This window comes from Cyanobacterium sp. uoEpiScrs1 (assembly GCF_947331815.1).
In the GTDB taxonomy this organism is placed as follows: Bacteria; Cyanobacteriota; Cyanobacteriia; order Cyanobacteriales; family Microcystaceae; genus Rippkaea.
Window position 1 is genome coordinate 391,138 of the sequence record NZ_OX373462.1, and the last position, 25,216, is coordinate 416,353.

The window sequence follows — 25,216 nt, forward strand, 5'->3', positions numbered from 1 at the left end:
AGAAAAGAGTCATTAGACTCTTTTCTCTTTGAACTATCGACAAATTTAACTTAGTTTAAATCCCAACTGTTATCTTTGATAAAGGAATAGCAAAAGCATCTTTCAGTAAAGCAGCTTTGTCAGTTACTTCCCAAGGTAAATCTAGATCATTTCGTCCAAAATGTCCATAAGCTGCTACATTTTGATAAAAACACCCCCCTTTTCTTGAAGGAAATTCCCGCAAGTTGAAATTTTGAATAATGCCTGCAGGACGCAACTCAAAATGTTCTTTAACTAAATCAAGAAGTTTATCTTCATCAACTTTAGCCGTACCAAAAGTATCCAGGAAGATGCTCACAGGACGGGCTACTCCGATAGCATAACTTACTTGTACTTCACACTTATCTGCCAAACCAGCAGCAACGATATTTTTAGCCACATAACGACAAGCATAAGCCGCAGAGCGATCTACTTTTGTCGGATCTTTCCCTGAAAAAGCGCCGCCACCGTGACGAGAGTAACCACCGTAAGTATCAACAATAATTTTACGTCCCGTTAATCCAGCATCTCCTTGAGGACCTCCAATAACAAACTTACCCGTCGGGTTGACTAAAAAGTGAAGGTCTTTACTAGGTTTAATCTGAATATCGTTTAAAACAGGTATAACAACAGCTTCCCATAAATCGGATTTAATCTTTTTTTGAATTTTATCGTTGTCTGTAATTGAGTCAATAATTTCAGTATGTTGAGTAGAAATAAGAATAGTGTCAATCCCCACAGGTTTTCCATCTTCATAGATAATTGATACCTGCGTCTTACCATCAGGACGTAAATAGGATAATTCTCCCGTTTTACGTACCACAGCCAAGCGACGAGAGATACGATGGGCTAAACTGATAGGTAAAGGCATTAATTCAGGGGTCTCATTACAGGCAAATCCAAACATTAACCCCTGATCTCCGGCTCCAATACTATCTAATTCGTCATTACTAAGAGATTTTCTCTGTTCATGAGCTTCCGTTACTCCCTGGGCAATGTCAGGAGACTGCTCGTCTACAGCAACTAGAACAGAGCAACTACTAGCAGAAAAGCCATTTTCAGCATCATTATAGCCAATTTCAGCTATCTTTTTACGGGCTAACTCGACAAAATCAACATGAGCTTTGGAGGTAATTTCGCCAGTAATTAAAACTAAGCCTGTGTTCACGACAACTTCTGCCGCGACGCGACTGCGATCATCATGGTTGAGCAAAGCATCCACAATAGCATCTGAAATTTGGTCGCAGATTTTATCAGGATGACCTTCGGTCACAGATTCGGAAGTAAACAGATAACGACAAGACAATTTTACTTACCCTCTCTTAATAATGATAATGATAAAGATGACGTTTTATAGTCTACAACTATACAGTAGAATTTACTAATTAGTAAAATTGGATTCGATTAAGTTTGAGAATAGTAATATATTCCTTTTCTATATAAATAGCTTGGAGATTATTTAGAAAAATTAAAACTATTATAATAGTTTCTTCTCGCTAGATCATTAAAATCTAAACTACACAATATTTTAGCTGTTAAACAAAAAATAATTTAACAACTAAAATACTGTGTAGTTTATACAAATTACTAGAGATTTTATTGTGTCAGCTTCAACTTTAATAGAGCAGAAATTGAATGTATTTTATATAGCTTTTACAGTCAAATAAATATATCAAAATATTTTATACAATAAATATCTTACACTAATGTAAATAATATAAATCCTAGCTAATTCGTAAACTTCTTAAAAGATATTATAGACTATTTTTAAGTATCAAAACAAACTTTATATGTTTTTTGCAATATAAATAGTAACAGTAATTTTATTTGTTTAATATCTTTTGTTTTATAGCTATTGCTTAAGTGCTATTAAAGATATAATTTTGTATACCAAAAGTTATTAATTAATACATACATTACTAATATTTAAAATTTTAGTAATGTACAAAAAGACGAGGTAAATGTCTGATCTGCATAAATAATTAAGGCTAAAATAATTATATTTAATCAAAGTAAAGAAGAAAATAATCTTTGTTAGGATAGATTTTTAAAAATTTTATAGAGCAACTAAGACTGTTTAAGTAGCCAGTCAAAAACCTGAAGAGGTGTAATGTATTAATGATATATTTAATATCTAAAATTTCAGATCTATTTTAGATTTGATCACATAAATACTTAAATTAGAAATATTTGTGTACTAAAATACAACTAATCAACTTAAATATATTGTTAGTTTGTTATTTCAGATAGAGTTTTAAGGATATATTCTTGATATTTAGCTTTAATACTAATTAAATACTGCGCAAACTTACAAATAGAATTCTTATATGCTACACATGCATTATCTAGAATAAACTTAAAAACTAATGCTCATCAATTCGTATGCTATTGTATAATGCAGAGTCTTATATACTCTTTAATTAATCTAACTAGATATTATACATTTATCTTAGTCCAGTCAAGTCTGAAACTATAATGTTATTTAAAAGATTTATTATACAAATATAATCTTAATTAATTTTCTATTTTTTTTTAAGATAATTAACTTACCGAAGACTTTTTACGTAAATTTGAGAGCTTTATCAATTAGATCACTATAAGTTTTACACCGAATCTTTCCATCGTTTTTTCCAATGACTTGTAGGTTCTAGATCACTACTGACTTGTTCTATACGTCTTCGTTGATGTATTACCATAGCAGAGTCTTGAAGATTAGGGTCACGATAAGGAATCGCAGCGCGAGTTTTTAAGTGTTCTTCTTCCCGTACAGACAAAGGACATAAGTCTTGATAATCGAAACCTGCTATGGTTCCAGGCGACCGCCGTCCCACCCCTTTGGTGGATGACACAATCAACCCTGCTAGCTGTAGAGCGGTTCTTACTGCAGCAGCACTTGAATAAGTTCCCAACCTTCCTTGCGGGTTTAAACATCCTGATACAATTTTAATAAATTCTAGAGTCCACAATTGGGGGCATTTTGGAGGAGAAAAAGGGTCAAGAAAAATTGCGTCGGCCTTAAAACCAGACTGGTAAATAGTCTGGATAGTATTTCGAGCATCTCCTATCAATAGGTTAGCTCTTAATCGCGACGTTTGTATCGCATAATTCCGGGTAAGTTGTGTTAAGGGGGCTCTAACAGAAGAAGGCCATTGTTCAAGTAAATGATAAATACCTGACTGATAAGGGACATTAATATCAGATTCCAGAGCAATTAACTCGATGTGACATTTCTGATTAATTGACCAAACTTTTTCTAAAGCTGCTGCACTATTGTAACCAAGTCCATAGCAAACATCGAGAATTTTCAATGACATATGACGTTTTGCTTTCTCTTCCAGCTGGCAAGGACTGACAAATTTTTGTTCTGCTTCGAGTTTTGCTCCGGAATGGGAGTGAAATAGTTCTTTAAATTGCTCAGAGAAGAAGGTGTATGAACCGTCGTCAGTAAGTTGTGGAGTAAACATAATCAAGGTAGGAGGTATAGAAAAATAGTCTGATATCTAATTTGTAACTTTTATGAAGTAACGCTTACAGCTTAGCGAAAGCAAGGAATTTTTAACTTAATAAATAGGGAGTGCAGAAGTATATTCTAACTTCCGTAGTAAGTTAATTTAAGATTAAGTTTCCACTGACCAGTGACTTTAAGTAATTTTCTAAAATGAAGGACAAATATAGGAGGGAGGGAATGATAAAGACAATACTGACTACAGAAGAAATACGCCGTATTATTACCCGTTTAGCTTCTCAAGTTATTGAAAAATCGGGAGATCTCTCTAAGTTAGTACTCTTGGGAATTTACACGAGAGGAGTGACTCTAGCTTATCTAATCACTCAGCAAATTGAAATATTAGAAGATGTTAAGGTTTCAGTAGGAGCTGTCGATGTGACATTTTATCGTGATGATCTTGATCGTATAAAAACTCGTACCCCTGCCAAAACTAAAATTCCTTTTGATTTGACGGGAAAAACAGTAGTCTTAGTGGATGATGTCCTTTATAAAGGACGGACGATTCGGGCAGCCTTAAATGCAGTAACAGAGTATGGAAGACCTCAAGTCATTAGGTTGTTAGTTTTAGTGGACCGTGGACATCGAGAGTTACCTATTCATCCTGATTTTACTGGAAAAAAACTCCCTACAGCCTCACAAGAACAGGTCAGAGTATATCTACAAGAGACTGATGGAAGAGATGCTGTAGAGTTAATCGGATAGTGAATTATCTCACTAACCAGACACAAAGAAAGTGTGAGCGCTAGCTTGTTTAGTTGTTAACAAGTGTAATATTCGTGCCTCTTCTAAACTTAATATGGTAAGTTTGTAGCCAATAACTTTCAAAACTATCCTTCCGGGTGTACCGCTTAGCCCTATTTTTTACTAAGATGATATTTTTGGAGTATTAAATTTCTTGCAAAATAATACTTTTAGATTTTATTTATTGAAATTTTGTCACAGCTAATCTAAAAGAGTCATGTCTATTAAGTTTTAGAAACTAAAGTTAAATTATTATGAGTGCAGAAATTATTTGTGTAGGAACAGAATTGTTATTAGGGGATATCCTCAATACCAATGTTCAATTTTTAGCTAGAGAACTTGCTAATTTAGGAATTCCTCACTTCTATCAAACCGTTGTTGGTGATAATATGACTCGTTTACACGAGGTTATTAAAATTGCTAGTCAACGAGCCTCGATTTTGGTGTTTACAGGAGGGTTGGGACCAACACCTGATGATCTGACCACGGAAACTATCGCCCAAGTATTTAAGACTCCCTTAGTAGAACATCCCGAAATTATTAGAGATATTAGTCAAAAATTTGCCGCACGTAGACGAAGTATGGCTTTTAATAATCGTAAACAGGCTTTACTTCCCAAAGGAGCTGATATTATACCCAACCCGTCTGGAACTGCTCCTGGACTTTTATGGCAACCTCGTCCCAATTTAACCTTAATGACCTTTCCTGGAGTACCTTCGGAAATGAAGCGTATGTGGAGTGAAACGGCTGTTTCCTTTCTGAAAAATCAAGGTTGGGGGAAAGAAACTATTTACAGTCGAATGTTATATTTTAAGGGCATTGGCGAGTCAGATTTGTCCGCAAAATTAGCTCACTTCTTTGAACTATCAAATCCTACAGTAGCGCCCTACGCTTCTTTAGGAGAAGTGCGGTTAAGATTATCTGCAAAAGCTCGGTCAAAAATGGAGGCAATCGCGCTGATTGAACCAATTACCCAGGAAATCAAAGAAATAGCTGGATTAGACTATTACGGTTCAGATGAGGATACTTTAGCTCTAGTGGTCGGAAACTTATTGAGACAAGCAAGAGAAACGGTAAGTGTCGCTGAATCTTGTACAGGCGGAGGTTTAGGTGCAGTACTGACTACAGTTTCAGGAAGTTCGGATTATTTTCTTGGGGGAATTACCGCCTACAAAAATAAGATAAAAATTGATTTATTAGGGGTTAATCCTACAGATTTAGAGCAAAATGGGGCTGTTAGCGGGCAAATAGCGCAACAAATGGCTTTAGGGGCTAAAAAACGCTTAGGTACTTCCTGGGGAATAAGTATTACAGGAATTGCCGGACCTGGGGGAGGTAACGAAATCAAACCGGTGGGATTAGTCTATATTGGATTAGCTGATGATCAAGGAGGAGTAGAGAGTTTTGAATGCCATTTTGGAACTATGCATGATCGTGATACCATAAGGCTTCTAAGTAGTTATACTGCTTTGGATCAATTACGCCGCAAATTGTTACTTAGAAAATAGTATAAGAATATATAAAAAAGGGAGTGCCTAAAGTAGTCTCTATCATTGCCAAATTTTTAACAGAATCAAAGCTCATTATTTATATGCGCAAAATACTTCGGTTAGAGCAATCAATTCGTATTATATACTTATTGTTTTGCAGGTAAACTTCCCTTATGAATATTTTTCTCGTTATAATGCTCAATTATCTCATTAATTCTCTAGTAATTGATTTTATAATCTGGTTACAAGCTGTTATTAACACTTCATTACTTCTAGGACAAAATTATTCCTAACAATAGAAAAGTAGTAAGCTATTCATAGGCATATATCGGAATGAGAGTCACTGTAGAGTTTTTAATACTCGTCCTCCAGGTTTTGTTTTAGTTTACATTTAATGTTTATATATGCTCTTATGTTTTCTATTTAGTCTTTTTCAATAATTCAATAACTTTTGAATGAGAATTCAATTCAGCTAACATTAAAGCCGTATAACCACCTTGATTTTTAATATCAAGATTAATATTTCTTATATCTAACAAAAATTCTACGGCATCAGAATGACCTAGATAACTGGACCACATCAAGGCAGTTATACCTTTGTCATCTCTGAAGTTAACATCAGCTCCAGCTTTTATAAAACAACTCATCATGTTAATATCGCGGCGTTTGGCTGCTATCATTAGTCCTGTTCGTCCATTTGGAAAAAGACTATTAGGGGCAACACCCTCTTTTAGTAAACTCTTCACAATATCACTATAACCTTGGCTAGTAGCGATAATCAACGGAGTTTCTCCCTGATTACTAACTTGTGGATTGGCTCCGTATTTGAGTAATTGACTGACTATTAAAGGATAAGCTTGTGAAACTGCTAATAACAAAGGTGTGTCTCCAAATTTATTAACCTTGTTAACATCAGAGCCTGCTTCTAATAATACCTGAACCGACTCTAAATGCCCTTCAATAATGGCGTAATGTAAGGGAGTTTCTCCGTCCTCATCTTGGACGTTAACCTTCGCTCTGGCAGCGATCAAAACCTGCAGAATATCAGCTTGTTTTTCGGCAGCAGCCAAGATTATAGGAATTTCTCCTTCTTGGTTGGGAGCATTAAGATCCTCATAGACAGGTATCAATGTTTTAACTGCTTCAACGTTGCCATTGTGGATGGCAACGTTGAGTCCCTCTCTAATATTGGGAAAATCAACTCCCGAGTTGAGTAAGGCTAAGATAACTCCCTGATGATTATTTTTAATCGCTAGATTTAAGGCTGTATCTCCATCCTTATCTTTAAGGTTAACCTCAGCTCCTGTTTCTATTAAGGCTTCAACAATAGCTAAATTTCCTTTATATGCTGCAATCATCAAAGCCGGACTACCATCTTCATTGGTCTGGTCAACATCTGCACCGGCTTTAATCAAATCTTTAACAATATCTAAATGATTAGATGCCGCAGCTAGCATCAAGGCACTAACCCCTGATGTTAGTCGTTGATGGTTAACCAAAGCCCCTTTTTTTAAAAGATAATATACTATTAGATAATCGCCTCGTTGTGCCGCATACATCAATGCACTTACGTGATATACATCAGTGGCATTGATGTGTGCGCCCTGAGCAAGTAGAACTTTAATATTCTCTAAATTACCCTGGCGAGCAGCATTGACTAACTGAAAATCTAAAGACAAAACCATATATAATGTTTTTCTAGACTGAGCCTTCTATTATGCTCAGATTACAAGAGCCTGCACACGCGACAGGAAAATATTCTCCTACCGAGAAAATCAACCGACGACGAATCAGAGTAAATTAACCATGCATTTAGCATTAATGATTCTGCTTATGATCAAAGCAAAACACGATAAATAAAAGAAAAAAGTTCATAGGTCACCCATTCTAATTATATTGTTACATGTTTTTCATGAGATCATCATGTATTTTTTGTGAGATTACCTGGCCACAGGTGTCCATTTAAATAGAAATAAGTCTGATAATGTTAGTTAATCATATAGATTGTCAGTGAACAATCCACATGATTACCCAAGATAAATTAGAGATAGATTTCTATGTCCGAACTCAGTTATGACATCACCTTATTCATCAGTCATGTTCTCAAATCCTTGCCTTTTCTTCTGTGGGGAATTATTATTTCGAGTGGTTTATTAGCTTTTGTTGATGAACGTCTATTTGTAGCTAAGTTACCGCAAAATCGGATTTTAGGGGCGATTGTTGGTAGTAGTTTAGGGATAATAATTCCCGCAGGACAATACGGCAATATTCCCGTAACACGGAGATTGTTGCTACAAGGGGCTTCGATCCCCTTATCCATCAGTTTTTTAATAGCTTCCCCAACCATTAATCCTTTTGTGATTTTGGTTAGTTGGGGAGTACTTGGTAATTATCCAAGACTTCTTTTCTTACGTATTTTGGGGGCTTGGCTCACTGGTATTATTCTGGGATTAATTTTTAGTACTTATGCCGATAAACCTTCTGGAAAATCCGCAAATTTATCTCCTTTAGCAACGTATTCAACTTTGCTTCACTCGGGTACTTTATTGAGTTTCTATAATACACCTCAAGTTTTCCATCGGGCAGGTAGCCTAATATATGAATATAAAGCTAATGCAGCGATTCCTGACCACCTGTGGGAGCGATGCTTATTGTTTTTGGATAATCTTACTAAAGAATTCCTTGAACTTGGTAGTATTCTCTTGTTAGGATGTGCGGTCACTACTATTGCTCAGATTTTTTTACCTCAAGCACAGTTATTGACATGGGGGCACACTCCTGTAAATCAAATCTTAGTGATGTCCTTTTTTAGCTTAGTTCTATCTTTTAATTCTTTATGTACTCCTTATTTTATTAATCCTCTAACTGATAAGTTTCTATATGGGTCAAATCTAGTTTTTCTATTGTTAAGTTCTATAATTAATCTTAAAAGTCTTAGTTTACTTTTTACCACAGTTAGATATAAAGCAGTAATTTATCTATTGACAATAACTACTCAATTGATAATTTTATTCTGCCTTACTATAAATTTTTATTTAAGCTAAAAAAATACATTAACTTTTCAACTGACAAACAAAATTGATTAAATTATATACACATGAAGTTAAGTATTAATAATTAAAGCTAAAAAGCTTTTCAAGCAAATGGACTGTAAGGCAAGATAAAAAGTAAGAAATGTTATGTACTAGTTAATATCCATTCTGTTAACCTACTATAGTAACAGCAAATATAAACGCTTATATTTCTCAAAATAAATAAAAAACAACAAGATATATAAATCAAAAAATCAGTGTGATTTTGGGTAACCTTAATCAAGAAGTAAAGTCTACAGGCTACGAAAATATAGCTAATATAGTAGTGGCAAAACCTAATTGTTAAAATTATAAACATAAAAATGTTAGTCTTTATGTAGAAGATAATGTAATGAGAGTCTATATTACTTGTCTAGTTCGGGAGAAAACTTTCCCTATAATTCAATTGAATAATCTAAGAAGTGAAAAGTAATTATCTGGAATAAAAAAGGAGAATATACTGGATATTTTGATAAAACTAATTGTACAATTAGAATCATAATAAAAAATACTTTTGTATAGTTTATGCTCTGTCTAATAATATAAACTAGTTTGATTAACCATACTTTTTGATTTAAACTCAAGGAAAAAGTTGACTTTTCTTACTACTGTAAAATACACATTGTAATACTTATTATTATACTTATCATATAAGACAAGCGTAAACTTATCTTGTATTTATACTTAAGATATCAAGAATAGTATATTTTATACTTCGCCTAATTGACAAATGTGTAATTTCTTTTATAAAAAATTATATTTTTATTTTCTTGCCATTAATAATTTCAGTCAAACATACTTAATAATTCTTTTTCAGTCAATAAATTAATTCCTAATGTTTTAGCTTTTATTATTTTTGACCCTCCGCTTTTCCCAACAACTAAATAATCGGTATTACTACTCACTGAATTTGTTACTTTTCCCCCTTCTATTTCAATCATTTTTTTTGCTTCATTACGTGTCAAAGTTGATAGTGTTCCTGTTATAACAAAAATTTTATTTAGTATTTTTGTATATTTTGATGTCGTTTTTGGTATTAAATCATCATAAGTTTGTAATTGTATTTCTGCATTTTTTAGTCGTTTAATCAAGGTTATATTTTCAGAAATATTAAACCAATTAAAAACTGATTTAGCAATTCCTTCTCCTACTCCAGGAACTAAACTTAAAGATACTATCGATGCTTGGGATAATTTTTCCACGGTGCAAAAGTTATCAGCCAACAATTTGGCTGTAACATTACCTACATAACGAATCCCTAACCCATAAAGAACTCGTGCCCAAGGTTGCTTTTTACTATTTTCAATAGCGGCAACTAAATTGCTAGCAGATTTTTGACCTATATGGTCTAAAATGGCTATATTTTCAGTGCTTAAACAATATAAGTCTGCAATAGACTTAACTAATCCACTATTAATTAATAAAACAATAATTTTTTCTCCCAATCCCCGAATATTTAAGGCGTCACGAGAAACCCAGTGAACTAAACTCCCCCGTAAAATAGCTGGACAGGAAATATTAATACATCGTGTCACGGCTTCTCCCAGAGGACGGATTAACATTGAACCACATTCAGGACAATGGCTAGGCATTGAATATGGTTTACTACGAAGAAGAGGCAATTCTGGTAAAACTCGTAATACTTCTGGAATAATTTCTCCTGCTTTACGAATAATTACTGTATCTCCTATACGGATATCCAATTTAGTCAGATGATCGTGATTGTGCAATGTTGCGCGTTGAACAATGGTTCCTCCTAAATGGACAGGCTCCATGATTGCCATAGGAGTAACAGCCCCTGTCCTTCCCACGTTTACGATAATCTCCTTAACTCTAGTTATGACTTCTTCTGCGGGATATTTGAGAGCGATAGCCCATCTAGGAAATTTTTGGGTGAATCCTAATTGTTTTTGTAATCCAAAATTATTCAGTTTGATCACTACCCCATCAGTCATATAAGGTAAGTAACGTCTGGAGATTTCCCAGTGACGAAAGTAATTAACAACGTCTTCTAAAGAGGGACATAATTCGCGGTGAGGGTTAACTAAAAACCCCTGATTTTTTAGCCATTTTAAAGATTCCCATTGACTATTTAAGGAGTTATTTTGAGGGAGATGTAAAGTATAAGCAAAAAACTGTAACCGCCGTTGACTCACTACTTTTGGATCTAACTGCCTGAGAGTTCCGGCGACAGCATTACGGGGGTTTGCGAAGAGGGGGTCTTTTACTTCTTCTCGCTCTACATTTAAGCGCTTAAACTCATCGAGTGGCAAAAAAGCTTCACCACGAACTTCAACTATAGTAGGAGAATTATCTAAGGCTAATTTTAGTGGGATAGACTGAATAGTCCGCACATTTTGAGTAATATCTTCTCCTGTCTTTCCATCTCCCCTAGTAACTCCTTTAATTAATAATCCATTTTTGTAAGTTAAAGCTAATGCTGCCCCATCGATTTTTAGTTCACAAACATAGTCAATTTTTTCATTATTACTGACTGCATAATAACTTTGCCAGCGTTCTTGCCACTCCTTTAATTCTTTAATATTAAAAGCATTCTCTAGACTATAAAGAGGGATGCTATGAATAACAGAAATAAATCGAGAATTTGGTTTATCCCCCACTCGTTGAGTAGGACTATCAGGGGTAATTAATGACGGATGTTGCTTTTCTATATTCTGTAGTTCTCGGTAAAGTTGATCATAAATAGAATCTTCCATGATGGAATTATCGAGTACATAATAAGCATAATTAGCTTTTTGTAGTTGTTGTCTTAATTTTGCGACTCTTTGTTTGATTTCTGGTGTTAACATCTTCATTCTGCCTCAAGATACTAAGAAAAAGTTTTTTCTAGACTAAGTCTGATAACTTAGTAGCTAATAACTTCAAAAACTTTCTTCATAACTGTATTCTATAACTATAAAAAACAGATTTTGAATTCATAACAATTTTATAGAGGTAGAAACTGCAACTTTTATTTAGACTGTCTAGAATTGTTAGAAAAATAAAAGCTGGATAAATAAGTATTATTCACGCAACCTGCTATTGAGGTTACGATAAATAATGATGGTTTCTTTCTTTACTAATTAATTCTATGTAGTTGCCAGTTATTTTTACTGTCTTACAAAAATATTCATGTATTTAGACTTTTAAATAGTCACCTTTTATATTCTTTTTTAGAATTAAACAACTGAATAAATTAATGATTATTTTTTATTTTCTTTAGGCAATAAATTTAAGCTTTAATTCATACCTACTTTAGCAGACATTTAGAGATCTATCATTAGTAGATGGTATAGTCTATATCAAAATAGTACATCATTTAATGAATCTACTTATCGATAAATAACTATTTTATCTGTATAGATTATAGATGAGGACTAAAAAAGTTAAGATTTTCTCTAATATTACCTAATAAAGTAGTTGATTTTATATATCTTACTTAAAACATAAGTTATGAATTTTGCCTTTCTCATTAAGAGGCTATTATATGATAAAAATTTATATTAATTAAACTACTATAAACTAATGATTAATAGTAATTCTAAATTAATGAAGGAACCAAGACTCCTAAAGCTTGTGGAATCACTCGAAACGCAGCCGGAGTTTGGCTAGTAATCTCTCCGTCGGTATTAATAGAATAAGATTTACGAGTATAAATTTCCATTGTCTCTCCTTCAATAGTTCGTACCCAGGGTAACACTCCATGTTGTCCTTGAGGAAGTCGCCATAACAGAGGAAATATTTGCCACCAATAGTTTAACTCTAAGCTATAGAGATCTAACCTTTGATCATCAATAGTTGCATCTTTAGCAATAGCCATTCCTCCTCCATAAAATCTTCCGTTACCTACCGCAATCTGAATAGTTTTAACACGGACTGATTTATCATTTACTACAATCTCAGCGTTAAAAGGGCGAGTTTGTCCAATAACTTGCAATGCAGTTATAGCGTAGGCCAAAATTCCCCAACGACGTTTTGCTCCCTTTGATAACTTTCCAGTTATTTCTACACTTAGCCCAAGACTTGCTACATTAAAAAAATATTTTCCATTAACGCAACCGAGATCAATATATTTAAGTTTACCTTGGGCGATTACTCGACACGCTTGATCGACTGCTAAAGGAATTTTCAGGGTGCGAGCTAGATCGTTAGCAGTTCCTAAAGGTAAAATACCTAAAGGCAGTTTCATATCTACCAAACTGTCTACTATTGCATTTAAGGTTCCATCCCCTCCCCCTACAATCACCAAATCTATACTATCTTGGTGGCGGCGTATTAATTCGGACATGTACTCAGGGTTTCTAACTGGAACAGTAATTAACTCAAAACCTAGGTCATTTAAGACATCTACGGCGTGAGCGAAGCTGTTTCGACCTTTGCGAGCATGGCGATTAATTAGCAATAATGCTCGTTTTGTCATGAGTTAGGGCTAGGTTAGTGAATGATTAATAGTTTATAGCAATTCTACTCGTAGGCGAAGGTATGAATCAGACAATATACGTTCAGGAAATAACCCTACTGATTTCTTGAAAAGTTGAATATCTTTGTGGGGGATCCCTATTCAGGCGTCATTGCTGTTAAAACTTGATTTAATTTTCCACTACGATAACCTTCTAGGTCTAGAGTAACGTACATGAAGCCATACCCCTGAAACTGAGTTACTAATTGAGATAAATTAACATTAAGGATAAATTCCTGAATTTGATCTGGAATTAATTCAATTTTAGCTGTATCTCCTTGAGAACGAACTCGAAAATTTTTGTAGCCCAATTTGCGTAAGTAAATCTCTGCTCGTCCGACTCGTTGTAGTTTACTAACCGTAATTTCTTCTCCGTAGGGAAAGCGGGAACTTAAGCAAGGTTGAGCGGGTTTATTCCACCAAGGAAGCCCTAATTTTTTGGATAGTTGCCGAACATCAGTTTTGGTGATGCCCACTTCTACAAGAGGTGATCTCACATTTCGTTCTCTGGCTGCTTGAATTCCAGGACGATAATCTTGAATATCATCAGCATTTACCCCATCGACTATGTAGGGATATTCTAGCCGTAACGCTAGAAGTTTCAGGGTATCGTGGAGTTCACTTTTACAAAAATAGCAACGGTCAATAGGGTTAGCCGTGTAATTAGGATTCTCCATTTCGTTGGTTTCCACCCATTTATGGGTAATACCGATGGCAGTTGCTTGAGTTTTGGCATCTTCTAACTCTTCGGGTAGTAAAGAAGGAGAGATCGCCGTTATCGCCAAAGTATTTTTTCCCAGCGTATCATAAGCAACTTTAGCCACTAAAGTGCTATCAACGCCCCCAGAATAGGCAATTAATACTCTTTCCATTTGACTAAAAATAGTTTTGATTTGCCTTAGTTTTGCTTCAAGCATTATTATAATATTTTTACTTTTAACTTTTTTTCTATTCTCTAGGTTAATTGGTAACTAGGGAGTAAAGCAACTGTCTTTTTCTATTGCAGAGCTCTAAAGATTCAGATGTTTTTTATTAAGTTAAACTAAATTACATGACAAGAGTAAAACTAACTCTATCTATGACGACAGTTAGGATAACTTTAAATTTTTTGGAAAGCTTAAAATATATTTCTTGTCTCTTCGTATCTGCGAAAGAAACGTATATATTAATGTAATCATCAATATAATCTAGGGTAGGTATTACTTTTAGAGTTATCGACTTTTTTGGTAAGCTAAATATCATCAACATTATATAAAAATTTGTCTAATTAAATATTAAATTACCATACCAAAAGAGAAGAGATATTCCAATATCAACAATTGGAAGTAGTTGGTCTTGTTAAGACTAATTTATAAAAGTAAAAATGTAAATTTTGATTGTCAATAATCAAATTGTAAAAAAATCTTGCTAAGAAAATATGCTATTTTTTGGCTTTAAATTAATTATACTAATCTTGATTTTTTTTAATAAAATTAAGATTAGTACAGTAATCGTTTAATATAAAACTATGAAAATAATAATTCTAGGTGATTTCAAAAACATATATTTTAAACTATTAAAATATATGTTTATTTCTCTTAAAAAGATTCGCAATATTATAAATATAATAACTAAAATAAAATACATTTTTATTCAAGATTTAAAAAGATTAAATAGAGGTTGCACTAATTTTAAAAAAAAATTTTTAGCTAACCTTAATAAATCTATTTTATAGAATGAAATCTTACAAGTACTATTTTAGTATTAGCAAGTGTTTTTTAGGTACTTTTATATAGTATCTACTATCTATTCTGTTTTTTATATTTTGATAAATAATCTTGAATCTCAACAATATATTTATATATATATATTTGTTCTCTGGTAAAAAATAATAGTTTTTTTTTATTCTATGCTTATTAAAATAGCTGTATAATTCGCTGTTTATTTTTTATATAACTTATGCTCAAAGTTATTTAGATGCCATTCTAGATTTTACTGTTATTAACATAACTAAATGAGTCATTTTGACAAACCATTGTAATCAATTTTATTCTTACGAAGAATTAATTCTAATATTACTAATTCTAACTATTTGTATTAGTTCAAGTATATGGTATACTCAGGGATATATACTTAGAATTTTATTAGAAATTAGTTTTTAGCGGGGATATCGTTTCATTAACTCTTGGACTTTCTCGGCTTGGTAAGAACTACGAGTTAAAGGAGAAGATACTACTTGTATAAAACCAATATATTCACCGAACTTGCGCCAATCATCGAATTTAGTTGGGTTGACGAATGTATGAACATCTAAATGTTTGGAAGAAGGTTGTAGATACTGTCCAAGAGTTAAAATATCACAGTCGACTTGGCGTAAATCCATCATAACTTGACGTACTTCTTCATCAGTCTCCCCTAAACCTAGCATGAGTCCAGATTTTGTATAAATTTGAGGGGTTAATTTTTTGGCTTGTTGTAGAAGTTCAAGTGATCTTTCATAATCGCCCTGAGGGCGGACTCGTCGATATAAACGAGGAATAGTTTCTATATTGTGATTAAGCACTTCCGGTTTCGCTTTTAGAATGATGGCTAAACTTTTCCAATCACCACATAGATCAGGGATAAGTACTTCAATAGTTGTCTTTGGAGAAATTTTCCGAATTTCTTTAATACAGCGTACAAATTGAGAAGCACCTCCATCGGGCAAATCATCTCGGTTCACTGACGTGATCACTACATGATTAAGGTTAATACGTTTAACAGCTTGAGCTAACTTTAGGGGTTCAAAGGGATCTAAAGCTTTAGGTTTCTTCTCAAAGCCAATATCACAGTAAGGGCAAGAACGAGTACAAGCTGGCCCCATAATCAAAAAAGTAGCAGTTAGTGCATTAAAACATTCCCCAATGTTAGGACAGGATGCTTCCTCACAAACAGTATTAAGTTCCAAATCTCGTAGTATTTCTTTTACACTACCAACACGCTGCCATTGAGGTGCTTTTACCCTTAACCATTCTGGTTTAACCATCACTTTTTACTTTTTCTTGTGATAGGATTATCTACACCAGTAGATCCTAAAGGATATGGTAACATAGAATGGGGAGTATACCGTCTACGGGATGTAGCGCAGCTTGGTAGCGCACTTCGTTCGGGACGAAGGGGCCGCTGGTTCGAATCCAGTCATCCCGATTTGTTGTGTTTTTTATAATTAAATGTCATTTTCTAACACTTTAGTGTTGCTACTTTTATAGAAACTTTACCTCTAAATTGTTTATTTAGAGGTAAAGTTTCAGTTATTTTTATTCTATGTTCAGATAATCTATATAATTATTTCAAAGTTCTATTATAGAATTGATTTTTCTATAAATAGTGTTCAATTATCTAAAATTAGAAGAATTATAATTATTAAATTCATGAAACAAATAATAGTCACTATTTTATTGTTAGGGACGAACCAACAATTTTACTTGGCAAAATAACTGATTATCTTCCAGTTTTAAAGATTCAATCATCACATCTGAACCTAAATCTAATTCTAAGTCACCTAAAGAATTATCATTTAATTCTGGTAGTCCTTCTGCCTTTAGAAATATTAGGCGTAAACTTTGTGAGGAAATTAATTCTAATTGTCCCTCAATAATAATTTCTTTAGAGACTTCATTTCTAGTGATTAATCCTTGTAATTCAAAACCTAATTTATTTAATATTACTCTCCGCCAGACTATTTTATAATGGTCTAAAGTATGCCGAGGATCACTAACGTGTTGATATACTAGTAAAGTAACCAATAACTCTTGAAAAGCATCATTTAATAAAGAAGAAGTTAAAGATGTTTGTAAATCTTTTTCAGTTAATTTCACTTCTCCTAAAATTTGGATTGGTTCAAGTAATTGCAAAGGTTTTCCTTGAATCACTTGACCGATATTGATACGTATATTTTCTCCAGTAACATCTGCTTGCTCTAAATGTAATCCTTGATAAACTACACCCTTAGTATTAAGAAGAATTTTTGGGATATATCCTCCCCACATCTGCGAATCACTTCCTTGAATCTTCATTTTTAGAATATCCACATGATCTAGCTGGGAGCGCAACCATAGTTTAACTGCGGGAGAGAGAACCTTACTGATAATATTGCTGGGTTTACGAATCCACATGATGATTGATTGAATTTTTAAGCACTGACTCCTTGTTATAGCGCAATAACTAAGTTAAGAATAACTCAATAAACAAATCCATCACCCTGACTAACTAAAGTATTTTGGGCATATACAATTACAATCACGGTCCCATTAACATTGGCATGCATCTTTGTGCTAGTTTCCCTAAAAAACTCGATCAAAACTCCTAGTTTCTGCTTTTTCAATACTTTTTCTAAAATCCTACCTCTAAACAAAAATCACACTGCGGGATGCTCATATCTATCTATATTCATTCACTTTTACTAACGTAACTGACATTTGTACTATAGCAAACTGATACAGTAGATAAGTTAGCCATAGGAAACTCTAAATGACATTCGTCTAGTTCGATCACTTCTCCTGCCGTTTATCTAACTTTAAATTTTCTGTCAATCTTGACTTCTTAACATCGAATGTGACCACATTTTTTTTTGAGGTGTTTTATTTGGTCAAAAAATATATAATTTTGCTTGTTACGTCTATCTCTGTTACCTTTTCAATTTCTTCTAACCCTGGGGAAGAATTTACTTCTATTACCACCGGACCTCGACTAGAATAAACCATATCTACCCCAGCGATTCTCAACCCCATTGCCTTCCCAGCGATTCTCAACCCCATTGCCTTAGCAGGTTGGATGGCAGGGCCTTGTTCTCTTAGAGTCAACTTAATTTTTTCGGACTTCTCTCCTCGGTATAGACTTGAGCGAAACTCTCCGTCTATACCTTGTCGTTTCATCGATGCAACTACTCTATCCGAAATAACAAAACAGCGAATATCTGCGCTCTCAGCTTCTTTAATAAATTCCTGCACTGATATATTAGAATCTAATTCCCAAAATGCTTTAATAACTGACTTAGCAGCTTGGTTAGTTTTAGCCAAAACTACACCAATTCCGTGAGTTCCTTCCAGTAATTTAACTACCAGAGGTAAACCGCCGACAATCTCAATTAAGCTATCAACACTTGCAATAGGGTGAGCAAAACTTGTAATAGGGAGTCCAACTCCTTCACAGGCGAGAATTTGTAAGCAACAGAGTTAGTCCCTAGATCGAGCAATAGCCATGGGATTCGTTAGCACTAAAGACTACCATGGCTTCAGACTGTCTTACTATTGCAGCTCCATAGAATGTATTTGATGCACTAATCAGGAGGAACAATCGCGTCAAAGTTTTCCAGAGGTTAACCTTGATAAACTACTGAAGGTTTTTGAGAGACAATGTTCATGTAGCAGCTTAAGTAATCAATAACATACATTTCGTGTCCCCTCTCTTCTCCAGCTTCTATAAGACGCTTAAAAGAGTAAAGAGACGTATTTTGAAATAAAATGGCTATTCTCATATTACTTTCCTCAGTGACTTTGCATAAATAACCTATCTGCATAAGAACTTCTCACATTGCTCGAAAGCCCAACAACATTTGAAAACTCATTACATCTCAATCAGTTCAAGATAGCTAAATGAGTCATCGTTAACTCTCCGATTTTATCATTCTCTTAATTACAAACCGTGGATGAAAATGTCCTATCGAACTTCTAAGTTTTCTATGTTTTAACAATTAAATTCAGCCTCAGCACTTATCATTTATTCTTATCAGAAAGATACTGCATAAATTTTTATCAAACAATTTATTTTTAAGAAAAACAAGAATTTTAATAGTAAAAGTGTGAAAAATAAATGATTATATTTTTTGTCCTTGTATCAACTTTGCTTTAATTACTCTGATTTTCAATTCTGTCCAGGTTGTTTGTTTGCATTTATTAACAAAAAACTGTTAATATTTCTTCTCAGTCATTAAGTTAGATAATTAGTAATTATTGACTGTGAAAATATTAATAATTTTGGACATAACTATTAACGTAACTATTTAAAAAGCTAGTTATTAAACTTTACCAAAAACTAGTTTTTACCTCAGACAAAATACTAAAATAGTAACAGAAAATAATTCATCTTACCACAAACTCTACAATAAAATGTTATCATTATTAAAATCCATTAATGACGTCCATAGTTTATCCTTAAAAACTTAATTTTTATTCCGTAACAGTCTAGAAATTGTCGCTATTTTACTCCTTCAATTTTTTAAAAACCTTGGATAACTACTATTTAAAACAAAAATAAAATACCGATATTAACAGTAATTATTGTTGACAATTAGCAATTTTTACCCTTAAACAATAGATTGTTTTTTATAAAAAAAATTTAAAGTATTATTGGCTTTAAATACTATTATATTAGTTATATTTTTAATTCTTTTTCTTCTTATTATCTTAGATACAATATTTAGTTAAAAACCAAGTATTATTATCTTAACACAAGTTCTCTATAGTAGAATTTACTATGGTTTAAATAAAAAAATCTATTATGGATTATTAGTATTTTTATATAAGCAAGTAAGTGCAATAATTATAAAAACAAGTAAAACTTAAAAAATATAAAAATATACAATATTTTATTTTGTGAGAAAGATACTTATCAGCGTAAGATTGTATGTTATTTAATTAGTGGATACTTAATATAGATATATTTAAATTAAAATATTAATAACTTAGACTTAGACATACTAAGTCTAATTAGGCATATAAAGCTTAATAATTGATACTGTTAAATTACTAAATAATATTTTAATTTATAAAGGTAATTAAAATGAGCCTTGATATCTACTTAAAAGTACTTAGTAAGTTTTTCTAAAGATTAGATAATAAATATAAACTAACATAGTAAATAAAAATATATATTAACTTATCTTTTTATTAGTTCACTGCACATATTAGTTCTATTTCACTACTTTTTATAAAAAATAGTGAAATAGAATTAATGTCTTTGTATTTATTATAACTGCCAAGTACTTATAGCAATATTTTATATCTACTAATGACGCCCAGCATTAACTCTTCTTATAGTAACTAAATAACTTTAGTTACTGTCTATATTTTAAACTTAATAGTCAGCTTAATAACATAAATCTCAATAACTCTATGACATTATTTATAATTTACAAGTTATAACTGTAACTGTACAATGGTATTTAATTGTTTAGTATTGGATAATTTAAGTTGATATTTCTTGTTTTGCTGTAAAAAAATTGTTACTTGATTAAACATAGAATATATAGCATCTCTAATGATATTCTATATGTATCTGTAGAGTTAAAATTGACTTCAATAGAGTGAGCCTAATTATTTTAATTACTATTTTAGCTGAATGGTTTATTTAAAAGCAGAACACATAATGAATTTAAGCTTTATATAAATATCAAGTATTCTAAAAGAGCGGATAAACTATTAATTAATATATAAATATTATACTTTTTTGTAAAAAGAAATTACAAATTAATTCTTTAAAAATAGATTCTATTCTAAATAAATTAGAAATCAATAATAATTATTATACCATCAAATATTCTGGATTATACGAACTCAAAAGTATATTTTATTTTAAATAGATAGCACAAATGTTAGGACTTTAAAAATTAGCTAATATAATTTGTTTTTTTACAAAAAGTATCATTGTAAATGATTATCTCCAGTTACAAGATAGACCACCGAGAAGGTAAACTAAAAACTGGTCACGATCGTAGACAGTAAAGAGAATCAAAACATCATGAGAATTTCGGTCAACTGGCTAAGGGAATTAATAAATTTCACCCTTCCCTCTGAAGCATTAGCAGATATTTTAACTACCGCAGGATTAGAGGTTGATCAAATAGAAGATCGTCGTCAATGGGCAGATGGAGTAGTTATTGGAAAAATTATTGATTGCCAACCCCATCCCAATGCCAATAAATTAAGTGTCTGTCAAGTAGATATTGGAAAAGAAAGCTATTTAAATATTGTCTGCGGTGCACCTAACGTAGTGGCTAATAGTATTGTTGCTGTAGCTACTATAGGAACCTATTTACCCAAAATTAACTTGAAAATTAAACCTGCAAAACTTCGAGGAATTAAGTCTGAGGGAATGATCTGTTCCCTTTCCGAAGTCGGTTTATCCGAGGAATCAACAGGAATATATATATTTGAGGGCTATAGTTCTAAATTAGGGGTAGATGCTCGTCCTTTATTAGGATTAGATGATATAATTCTTGATATTAGCCCTACCGCTAACCGGGCAGACGCATTAAGTATGGTAGGAATTGCGCGAGAAGTTGCAGCATTGACAGGAGGAGAGTTAAATTTACCAGAATCTCCTATAATTCCCTTTCCTAAACAGTCCTCCTATTCTCTCAAGGTTAATGCATCAGATGGAAATGTTTGCTCTGCATATATAGGAACTGTCATTGAAAATGTAAAAATTGCACAGTCCCCTAAATGGTTGCAAAACAGACTTGAAGCAGCAGAAATTCGCCCCATTAACAATGTGGTGGATGTAACAAATTTAATTTTGTTAGAATGGGGACAGCCTCTACACGCATTTGATCGAGATAAGCTAGAAACTGTTGCAAAAAAAATACCGTTAACCTTAGGGGTACGACTTGCAACAGAACAAGAAACCTTAAAAACTCTAGATCAGCAGGAAAGAAATTTAAAATCTGCTAATTTAGTCGTTACCGCTAATAATCAACCTGTTGCTTTAGCAGGGGTTATGGGAGGATACGAAACCGGTGTGGACAACACTACTCAGAACATTGTGCTTGAAGCTGCTTTGTTTGATAGAGTGATGATCCGTCGCTCCTCTCGTTCCCAGAATCTACGTAGCGAATCTTCTGCAAGATATGAAAGAGGAATTAATCAATCTGAGTTAGAAACAGCGTGCAATCTTGCAATTACTCTCATTATAAAATTAACAGGAGGAAATCCTGTTACTCAAGTCATGGAAGACAATCGTCTCGATTTATCCACTGAATCCATTATTCTAAGATTAGAACGGATACATCAGATTTTAGGACCCATTAAAAAAGATGATACAAGTACCGATATAGCTGCCAAGGATGTAGAACGCATTCTAATCAACCTAGGATGTGATCTAGTCCCTGTCGAGAATAAAAATAATGTGTGGAAAGTCTCGGTGCCTTCCTACCGTTATCAGGATTTAAAACGGGAGATTGACTTAATTGAGGAAGTAGCGCGTTTGTATGGTTACGAGCATTTCTGTGAAGAACTTCCTGATAAAACTGAGCCTGGAGGACTCTCTTTCAATTATCAGATTCAACGTAAAATTCGGGAAATGTTTCGCGCTACAGGGTTGACAGAAATTGTTCAATATTCTCTAGTTAAACCAGAAAAAGCAGACATTATCATTGCTAATCCTTTATTTGCTGAATATGCAGCGTTACGAACCAATTTACTTGATGGCTTAATTGATGCGTTTACTTATAATCAATCTCAAAGAAATGGTGCGCTAAATGCTTTTGAAATCGGGCGAATTTTCCGCACAGTCAATGGAGAATATAGAGAATTTGACGAAGTTGCAGGAATTATGGGCGGTGATATGTTCCCTCAAGGAGGGTGGCTTCAAGGAGGCAAATCTGTTCCCATGAAATGGTATGAAGCAAAAGGTATACTTGAAAATGTCTTTATAAGGTTAGGATTGGATATCACTTACCTAGCCTATAATGGCGATAAAAGGTTGCATCCTGGACGTACTGCATCTTTATGGATTGGAAAAGAACAATTAGGAATTTTTGGACAACTGCATCCTCAATTGCGACAGGAAAAAGATTTAATTGACACAGTATATGCTTTCACTTTAAATTTCAATGTGTTGTTAGAAAAGTTGAAACAAAAAGAGTTAATAAACCCTATCTTCACTCCTTATTCTACCTACCCCGCAGTAGAACGAGATTTAGCCTTTTTTGCCCCCCTAAAAGTTTCCGTTTCAGACTTAATAAAAGTAATGAACAGAACAGGGGGAGATTTACTGACAGGGGTTGAGTTATTTGATCAATATCAAGGTGAAAATGTTCCTAAAGGAAAACGGAGTCTAGCCTTCAGTCTAGCTTATCGTGCAAACAATCGAACTTTAACAGATGGTGATGTTGAACCAATTCACGACAAAATTCGTAATGCTTTAGTAAAGAGATTTGAAGTGATACTTCGTAGTTAATGAATCTAAACTTTGGGGCTCAACTATTATGATGATAGGGTTCCCCATTTCTTAGATTAACTCTATAAAAAACTAAAAATAATTATGATTATCAACTTAATTGGGATTGATACTAATGTTATTTGATTGAAACCAAAGTGTAAAAAAATAGGTAATAAATTCCAATATTACTTAATGATTGATGATTTGGTATAAAAATATACTACGCTTAGTTTTCAAGTTTGATTCAGTGATGATATATAAATATAGCCGTATTCACTTACTTTCATAAACTAATCAATTAGATTATTAGTATTTTTGCTATTGTCAATTAACATCAAATATTTTGTTATAGATAACCCATATAAACAAATACTTACAATTTTGGGTACTAAACATTTTTTATTAATTTTATTATTCAGCAATGGTAATTTTTATATAAAAAATTATAATTTATCAAATAAGTATTTATAAAAATCAATCTAACACTTTAATTTTACTATTAAATATTTTTATAAAATAAAGTATATAAAAGATTATTATCTTTATAACAAATCTTAGATAAGAATAAAAAATATTTTTTAATTCTGCTATACTTTTATTTATTTAAAAGAGATAGATGATTTTCTTGAAATAACAAAAAAAACTTAAATTTTAGTAAAAAATACGAGTCCAATTATGATATATAATTATTAACTAATAATATTAAAAGTCCGATTCTAAACAAAATTTTTTCGTTAAAATACTTTATACTCTTTTAGTTTAAGTGAAGCAATAAAAAAGGGAGTTATTGTTAACTCCCTTTTAATTTTTAAATATTAGAATAGAGAGTGTTTCTCAAAATTGTATAACCTTTAATCAACTCTTTAATCCCACGTCCTAAAGACCAATCTGTTTCAAATCCTGTACCCAGAATTCGATCATTGGAAACGATATAATCTCGCTTGTCAGGGTCTTCCCCGATAGGGGCCTCTAAATAAACAAACTTAGGCAGATATTTTTTGATTTCTGCGCACAACTCTAATTTTGATAAATTAGCATCATTGAGTCCAACATTATAAGATTTACCCCTCATCGATTCAAAATTTTCAATCCCGTGAACAAACACCTTAGCCACATCCCGAATATGGATATAATTTCGCTTAAAATGCCCTTCAAAAATCACCACAGCACGATCATAAAAAGCGCGGTAAACAAAATCATTGACTAAGAGATCTACCCGCATTCGAGGAGACATCCCAAATACCGTAGCTAAACGAAAAGTGATACTATTTCCTCTCTCTAAAACTGTCTTTTCTGCATCCACTTTCGTAGTTCCATAGAGAGAAATAGGGCGTAAAGGAGATTCCTCAGTGCAATACTTGCCTGACGTTCCAATACCGTAACCACTATTAGTAACAGGCATTAAAATACGTTGTTCTGGACTAGCTAGGTCACAAATAAGTTTAACTGCCTCATAGTTAATGGTTTTGGTTCCTACCTGATCTCGACCACAAAGAGGCGCACCTACCAAGGCAGCTAAAGGAATAATAATATCTGTATCGTGAAGCAATTCCTTCATGATAGATTCATCACGACAATCACCACGTACTATATTGAATGCATCGTGTTGACAACAATCGGCCAGACTATTTTGGCGAAACATAAAATTGTCTAAAACCGTCACTTCATAGCCTTTGGCTAATAGGGTTGGAGTCAGAACTGACCCAATATAACCCGCACCTCCAGTGATTAATATTTTCATAGCTATTGATAT

13 protein-coding genes, 1 tRNA gene and 1 pseudogene are annotated in these 25,216 nt (G+C 33.0%); 5 read left to right on the top strand and 10 right to left on the bottom strand.

Annotated elements, in window-relative coordinates; genetic code table 11:
• Nucleotides 1-55: 55 nt before the first annotated feature.
• Both metK and OXU93_RS01420 read right to left on the bottom strand, forming a co-directional pair.
• Nucleotides 56-1,324 carry a methionine adenosyltransferase gene (gene metK, locus OXU93_RS01415; protein ID WP_267384054.1) on the bottom strand — a complete coding sequence of 423 codons (1,269 nt, stop codon included), beginning with the start codon at nt 1,322-1,324 and terminating at the stop codon, nt 56-58.
• Nucleotides 1,325-2,621: 1,297 nt separating this feature from the next.
• Nucleotides 2,622-3,482: a tRNA (5-methylaminomethyl-2-thiouridine)(34)-methyltransferase MnmD gene (locus tag OXU93_RS01420; RefSeq protein WP_267384055.1), complete on the bottom strand. Its 861-nt coding sequence runs from the start codon at nt 3,480-3,482 to the stop codon at nt 2,622-2,624.
• A 221-nt stretch (nt 3,483-3,703) separates the two neighbouring features.
• Between OXU93_RS01420 and pyrR the strand changes: the two genes are divergently transcribed.
• Nucleotides 3,704-4,228 carry a bifunctional pyr operon transcriptional regulator/uracil phosphoribosyltransferase PyrR gene (gene pyrR, locus OXU93_RS01425; RefSeq protein WP_267384056.1) on the top strand — a complete coding sequence of 175 codons (525 nt, stop codon included), beginning with the start codon at nt 3,704-3,706 and terminating at the stop codon, nt 4,226-4,228.
• A 293-nt stretch (nt 4,229-4,521) separates the two neighbouring features.
• Nucleotides 4,522-5,775 carry a competence/damage-inducible protein A gene (locus OXU93_RS01430; RefSeq protein ID WP_267384057.1) on the top strand — a complete coding sequence of 418 codons (1,254 nt, stop codon included), beginning with the start codon at nt 4,522-4,524 and terminating at the stop codon, nt 5,773-5,775.
• Nucleotides 5,776-6,176: 401 nt separating this feature from the next.
• On the opposite strand, the gene OXU93_RS01435 is transcribed toward OXU93_RS01430, so the two are convergent.
• Entirely contained in the window at nt 6,177-7,442 is a 1,266-nt protein-coding gene (locus OXU93_RS01435) for an ankyrin repeat domain-containing protein (RefSeq protein ID WP_267384058.1), read from the bottom strand.
• 372 nt (nt 7,443-7,814) lie between these two features.
• On the opposite strand from OXU93_RS01435, the gene OXU93_RS01440 reads away from it, so the two are divergent.
• Nucleotides 7,815-8,801, top strand: a complete 987-nt coding sequence (locus OXU93_RS01440) for a permease (RefSeq protein WP_267384059.1) — start codon at nt 7,815-7,817, stop codon at nt 8,799-8,801.
• 812 nt (nt 8,802-9,613) lie between these two features.
• Here OXU93_RS01440 and ligA read toward each other — a convergent pair.
• From ligA to lipA, 4 genes are all read right to left on the bottom strand, one after another.
• On the bottom strand, nt 9,614-11,644 hold the full coding sequence (gene ligA / locus OXU93_RS01445; RefSeq protein ID WP_267384060.1) for an NAD-dependent DNA ligase LigA: 2,031 nt from the start codon (nt 11,642-11,644) through the stop codon (nt 9,614-9,616).
• Nucleotides 11,645-12,369: 725 nt separating this feature from the next.
• Nucleotides 12,370-13,248: a lipid kinase gene (locus OXU93_RS01450; RefSeq protein WP_267384061.1), complete on the bottom strand. Its 879-nt coding sequence runs from the start codon at nt 13,246-13,248 to the stop codon at nt 12,370-12,372.
• Between the two features lie 137 nt (nt 13,249-13,385).
• Complete coding sequence (gene larE / locus OXU93_RS01455; protein WP_267384062.1) at nt 13,386-14,204, bottom strand: ATP-dependent sacrificial sulfur transferase LarE; 819 nt, start codon at nt 14,202-14,204, stop codon at nt 13,386-13,388.
• Nucleotides 14,205-15,424: 1,220 nt separating this feature from the next.
• Complete coding sequence (gene lipA, locus OXU93_RS01460) at nt 15,425-16,294, bottom strand: lipoyl synthase (protein WP_267384063.1); 870 nt, start codon at nt 16,292-16,294, stop codon at nt 15,425-15,427.
• Between the two features lie 84 nt (nt 16,295-16,378).
• Here lipA and OXU93_RS01465 point away from each other — a divergent pair.
• Nucleotides 16,379-16,452: transfer RNA gene (locus OXU93_RS01465), tRNA-Pro, on the top strand.
• Between the two features lie 254 nt (nt 16,453-16,706).
• On the opposite strand, the gene OXU93_RS01470 is transcribed toward OXU93_RS01465, so the two are convergent.
• Both OXU93_RS01470 and rimK read right to left on the bottom strand, forming a co-directional pair.
• Nucleotides 16,707-17,420, bottom strand: coding sequence for a DUF2993 domain-containing protein (locus OXU93_RS01470; protein WP_267384064.1), 714 nt, complete (start codon nt 17,418-17,420; stop codon nt 16,707-16,709).
• A gap of 465 nt (nt 17,421-17,885) precedes the next feature.
• A pseudogene (rimK, locus tag OXU93_RS01475) lies at nt 17,886-18,781 on the bottom strand (30S ribosomal protein S6--L-glutamate ligase).
• 2,261 nt (nt 18,782-21,042) lie between these two features.
• On the opposite strand from rimK, the gene pheT reads away from it, so the two are divergent.
• Nucleotides 21,043-23,481: a phenylalanine--tRNA ligase subunit beta gene (gene pheT, locus OXU93_RS01480; protein ID WP_267384065.1), complete on the top strand. Its 2,439-nt coding sequence runs from the start codon at nt 21,043-21,045 to the stop codon at nt 23,479-23,481.
• A 790-nt stretch (nt 23,482-24,271) separates the two neighbouring features.
• Here pheT and OXU93_RS01485 read toward each other — a convergent pair.
• Nucleotides 24,272-25,204, bottom strand: coding sequence for an NAD-dependent epimerase/dehydratase family protein (locus OXU93_RS01485; RefSeq protein WP_267384066.1), 933 nt, complete (start codon nt 25,202-25,204; stop codon nt 24,272-24,274).
• Between the last annotated feature and the right edge of the window lie 12 nt (nt 25,205-25,216).

Excerpts from the sequence above, each read along its gene's own strand:
- larE (WP_267384062.1), bottom strand. The coding sequence starts at position 14,204 with ATGCTTGAAGCAAAACTAAGGCAAATCAAAACTATTTTTAGTCAAATG.
- pyrR (WP_267384056.1), top strand. The coding sequence starts at position 3,704 with ATGATAAAGACAATACTGACTACAGAAGAAATACGCCGTATTATTACC.
- ligA (WP_267384060.1), bottom strand. The coding sequence starts at position 11,644 with ATGAAGATGTTAACACCAGAAATCAAACAAAGAGTCGCAAAATTAAGA.
- OXU93_RS01440 (WP_267384059.1), top strand. The coding sequence starts at position 7,815 with ATGTCCGAACTCAGTTATGACATCACCTTATTCATCAGTCATGTTCTC.
- OXU93_RS01450 (WP_267384061.1), bottom strand. The coding sequence starts at position 13,248 with ATGACAAAACGAGCATTATTGCTAATTAATCGCCATGCTCGCAAAGGT.
- OXU93_RS01470 (WP_267384064.1), bottom strand. The coding sequence starts at position 17,420 with ATGTGGATTCGTAAACCCAGCAATATTATCAGTAAGGTTCTCTCTCCC.
- pheT (WP_267384065.1), top strand. The coding sequence starts at position 21,043 with ATGAGAATTTCGGTCAACTGGCTAAGGGAATTAATAAATTTCACCCTT.
- OXU93_RS01430 (WP_267384057.1), top strand. The coding sequence starts at position 4,522 with ATGAGTGCAGAAATTATTTGTGTAGGAACAGAATTGTTATTAGGGGAT.
- OXU93_RS01435 (WP_267384058.1), bottom strand. The coding sequence starts at position 7,442 with ATGGTTTTGTCTTTAGATTTTCAGTTAGTCAATGCTGCTCGCCAGGGT.
- OXU93_RS01485 (WP_267384066.1), bottom strand. The coding sequence starts at position 25,204 with ATGAAAATATTAATCACTGGAGGTGCGGGTTATATTGGGTCAGTTCTG.
- OXU93_RS01420 (WP_267384055.1), bottom strand. The coding sequence starts at position 3,482 with ATGTTTACTCCACAACTTACTGACGACGGTTCATACACCTTCTTCTCT.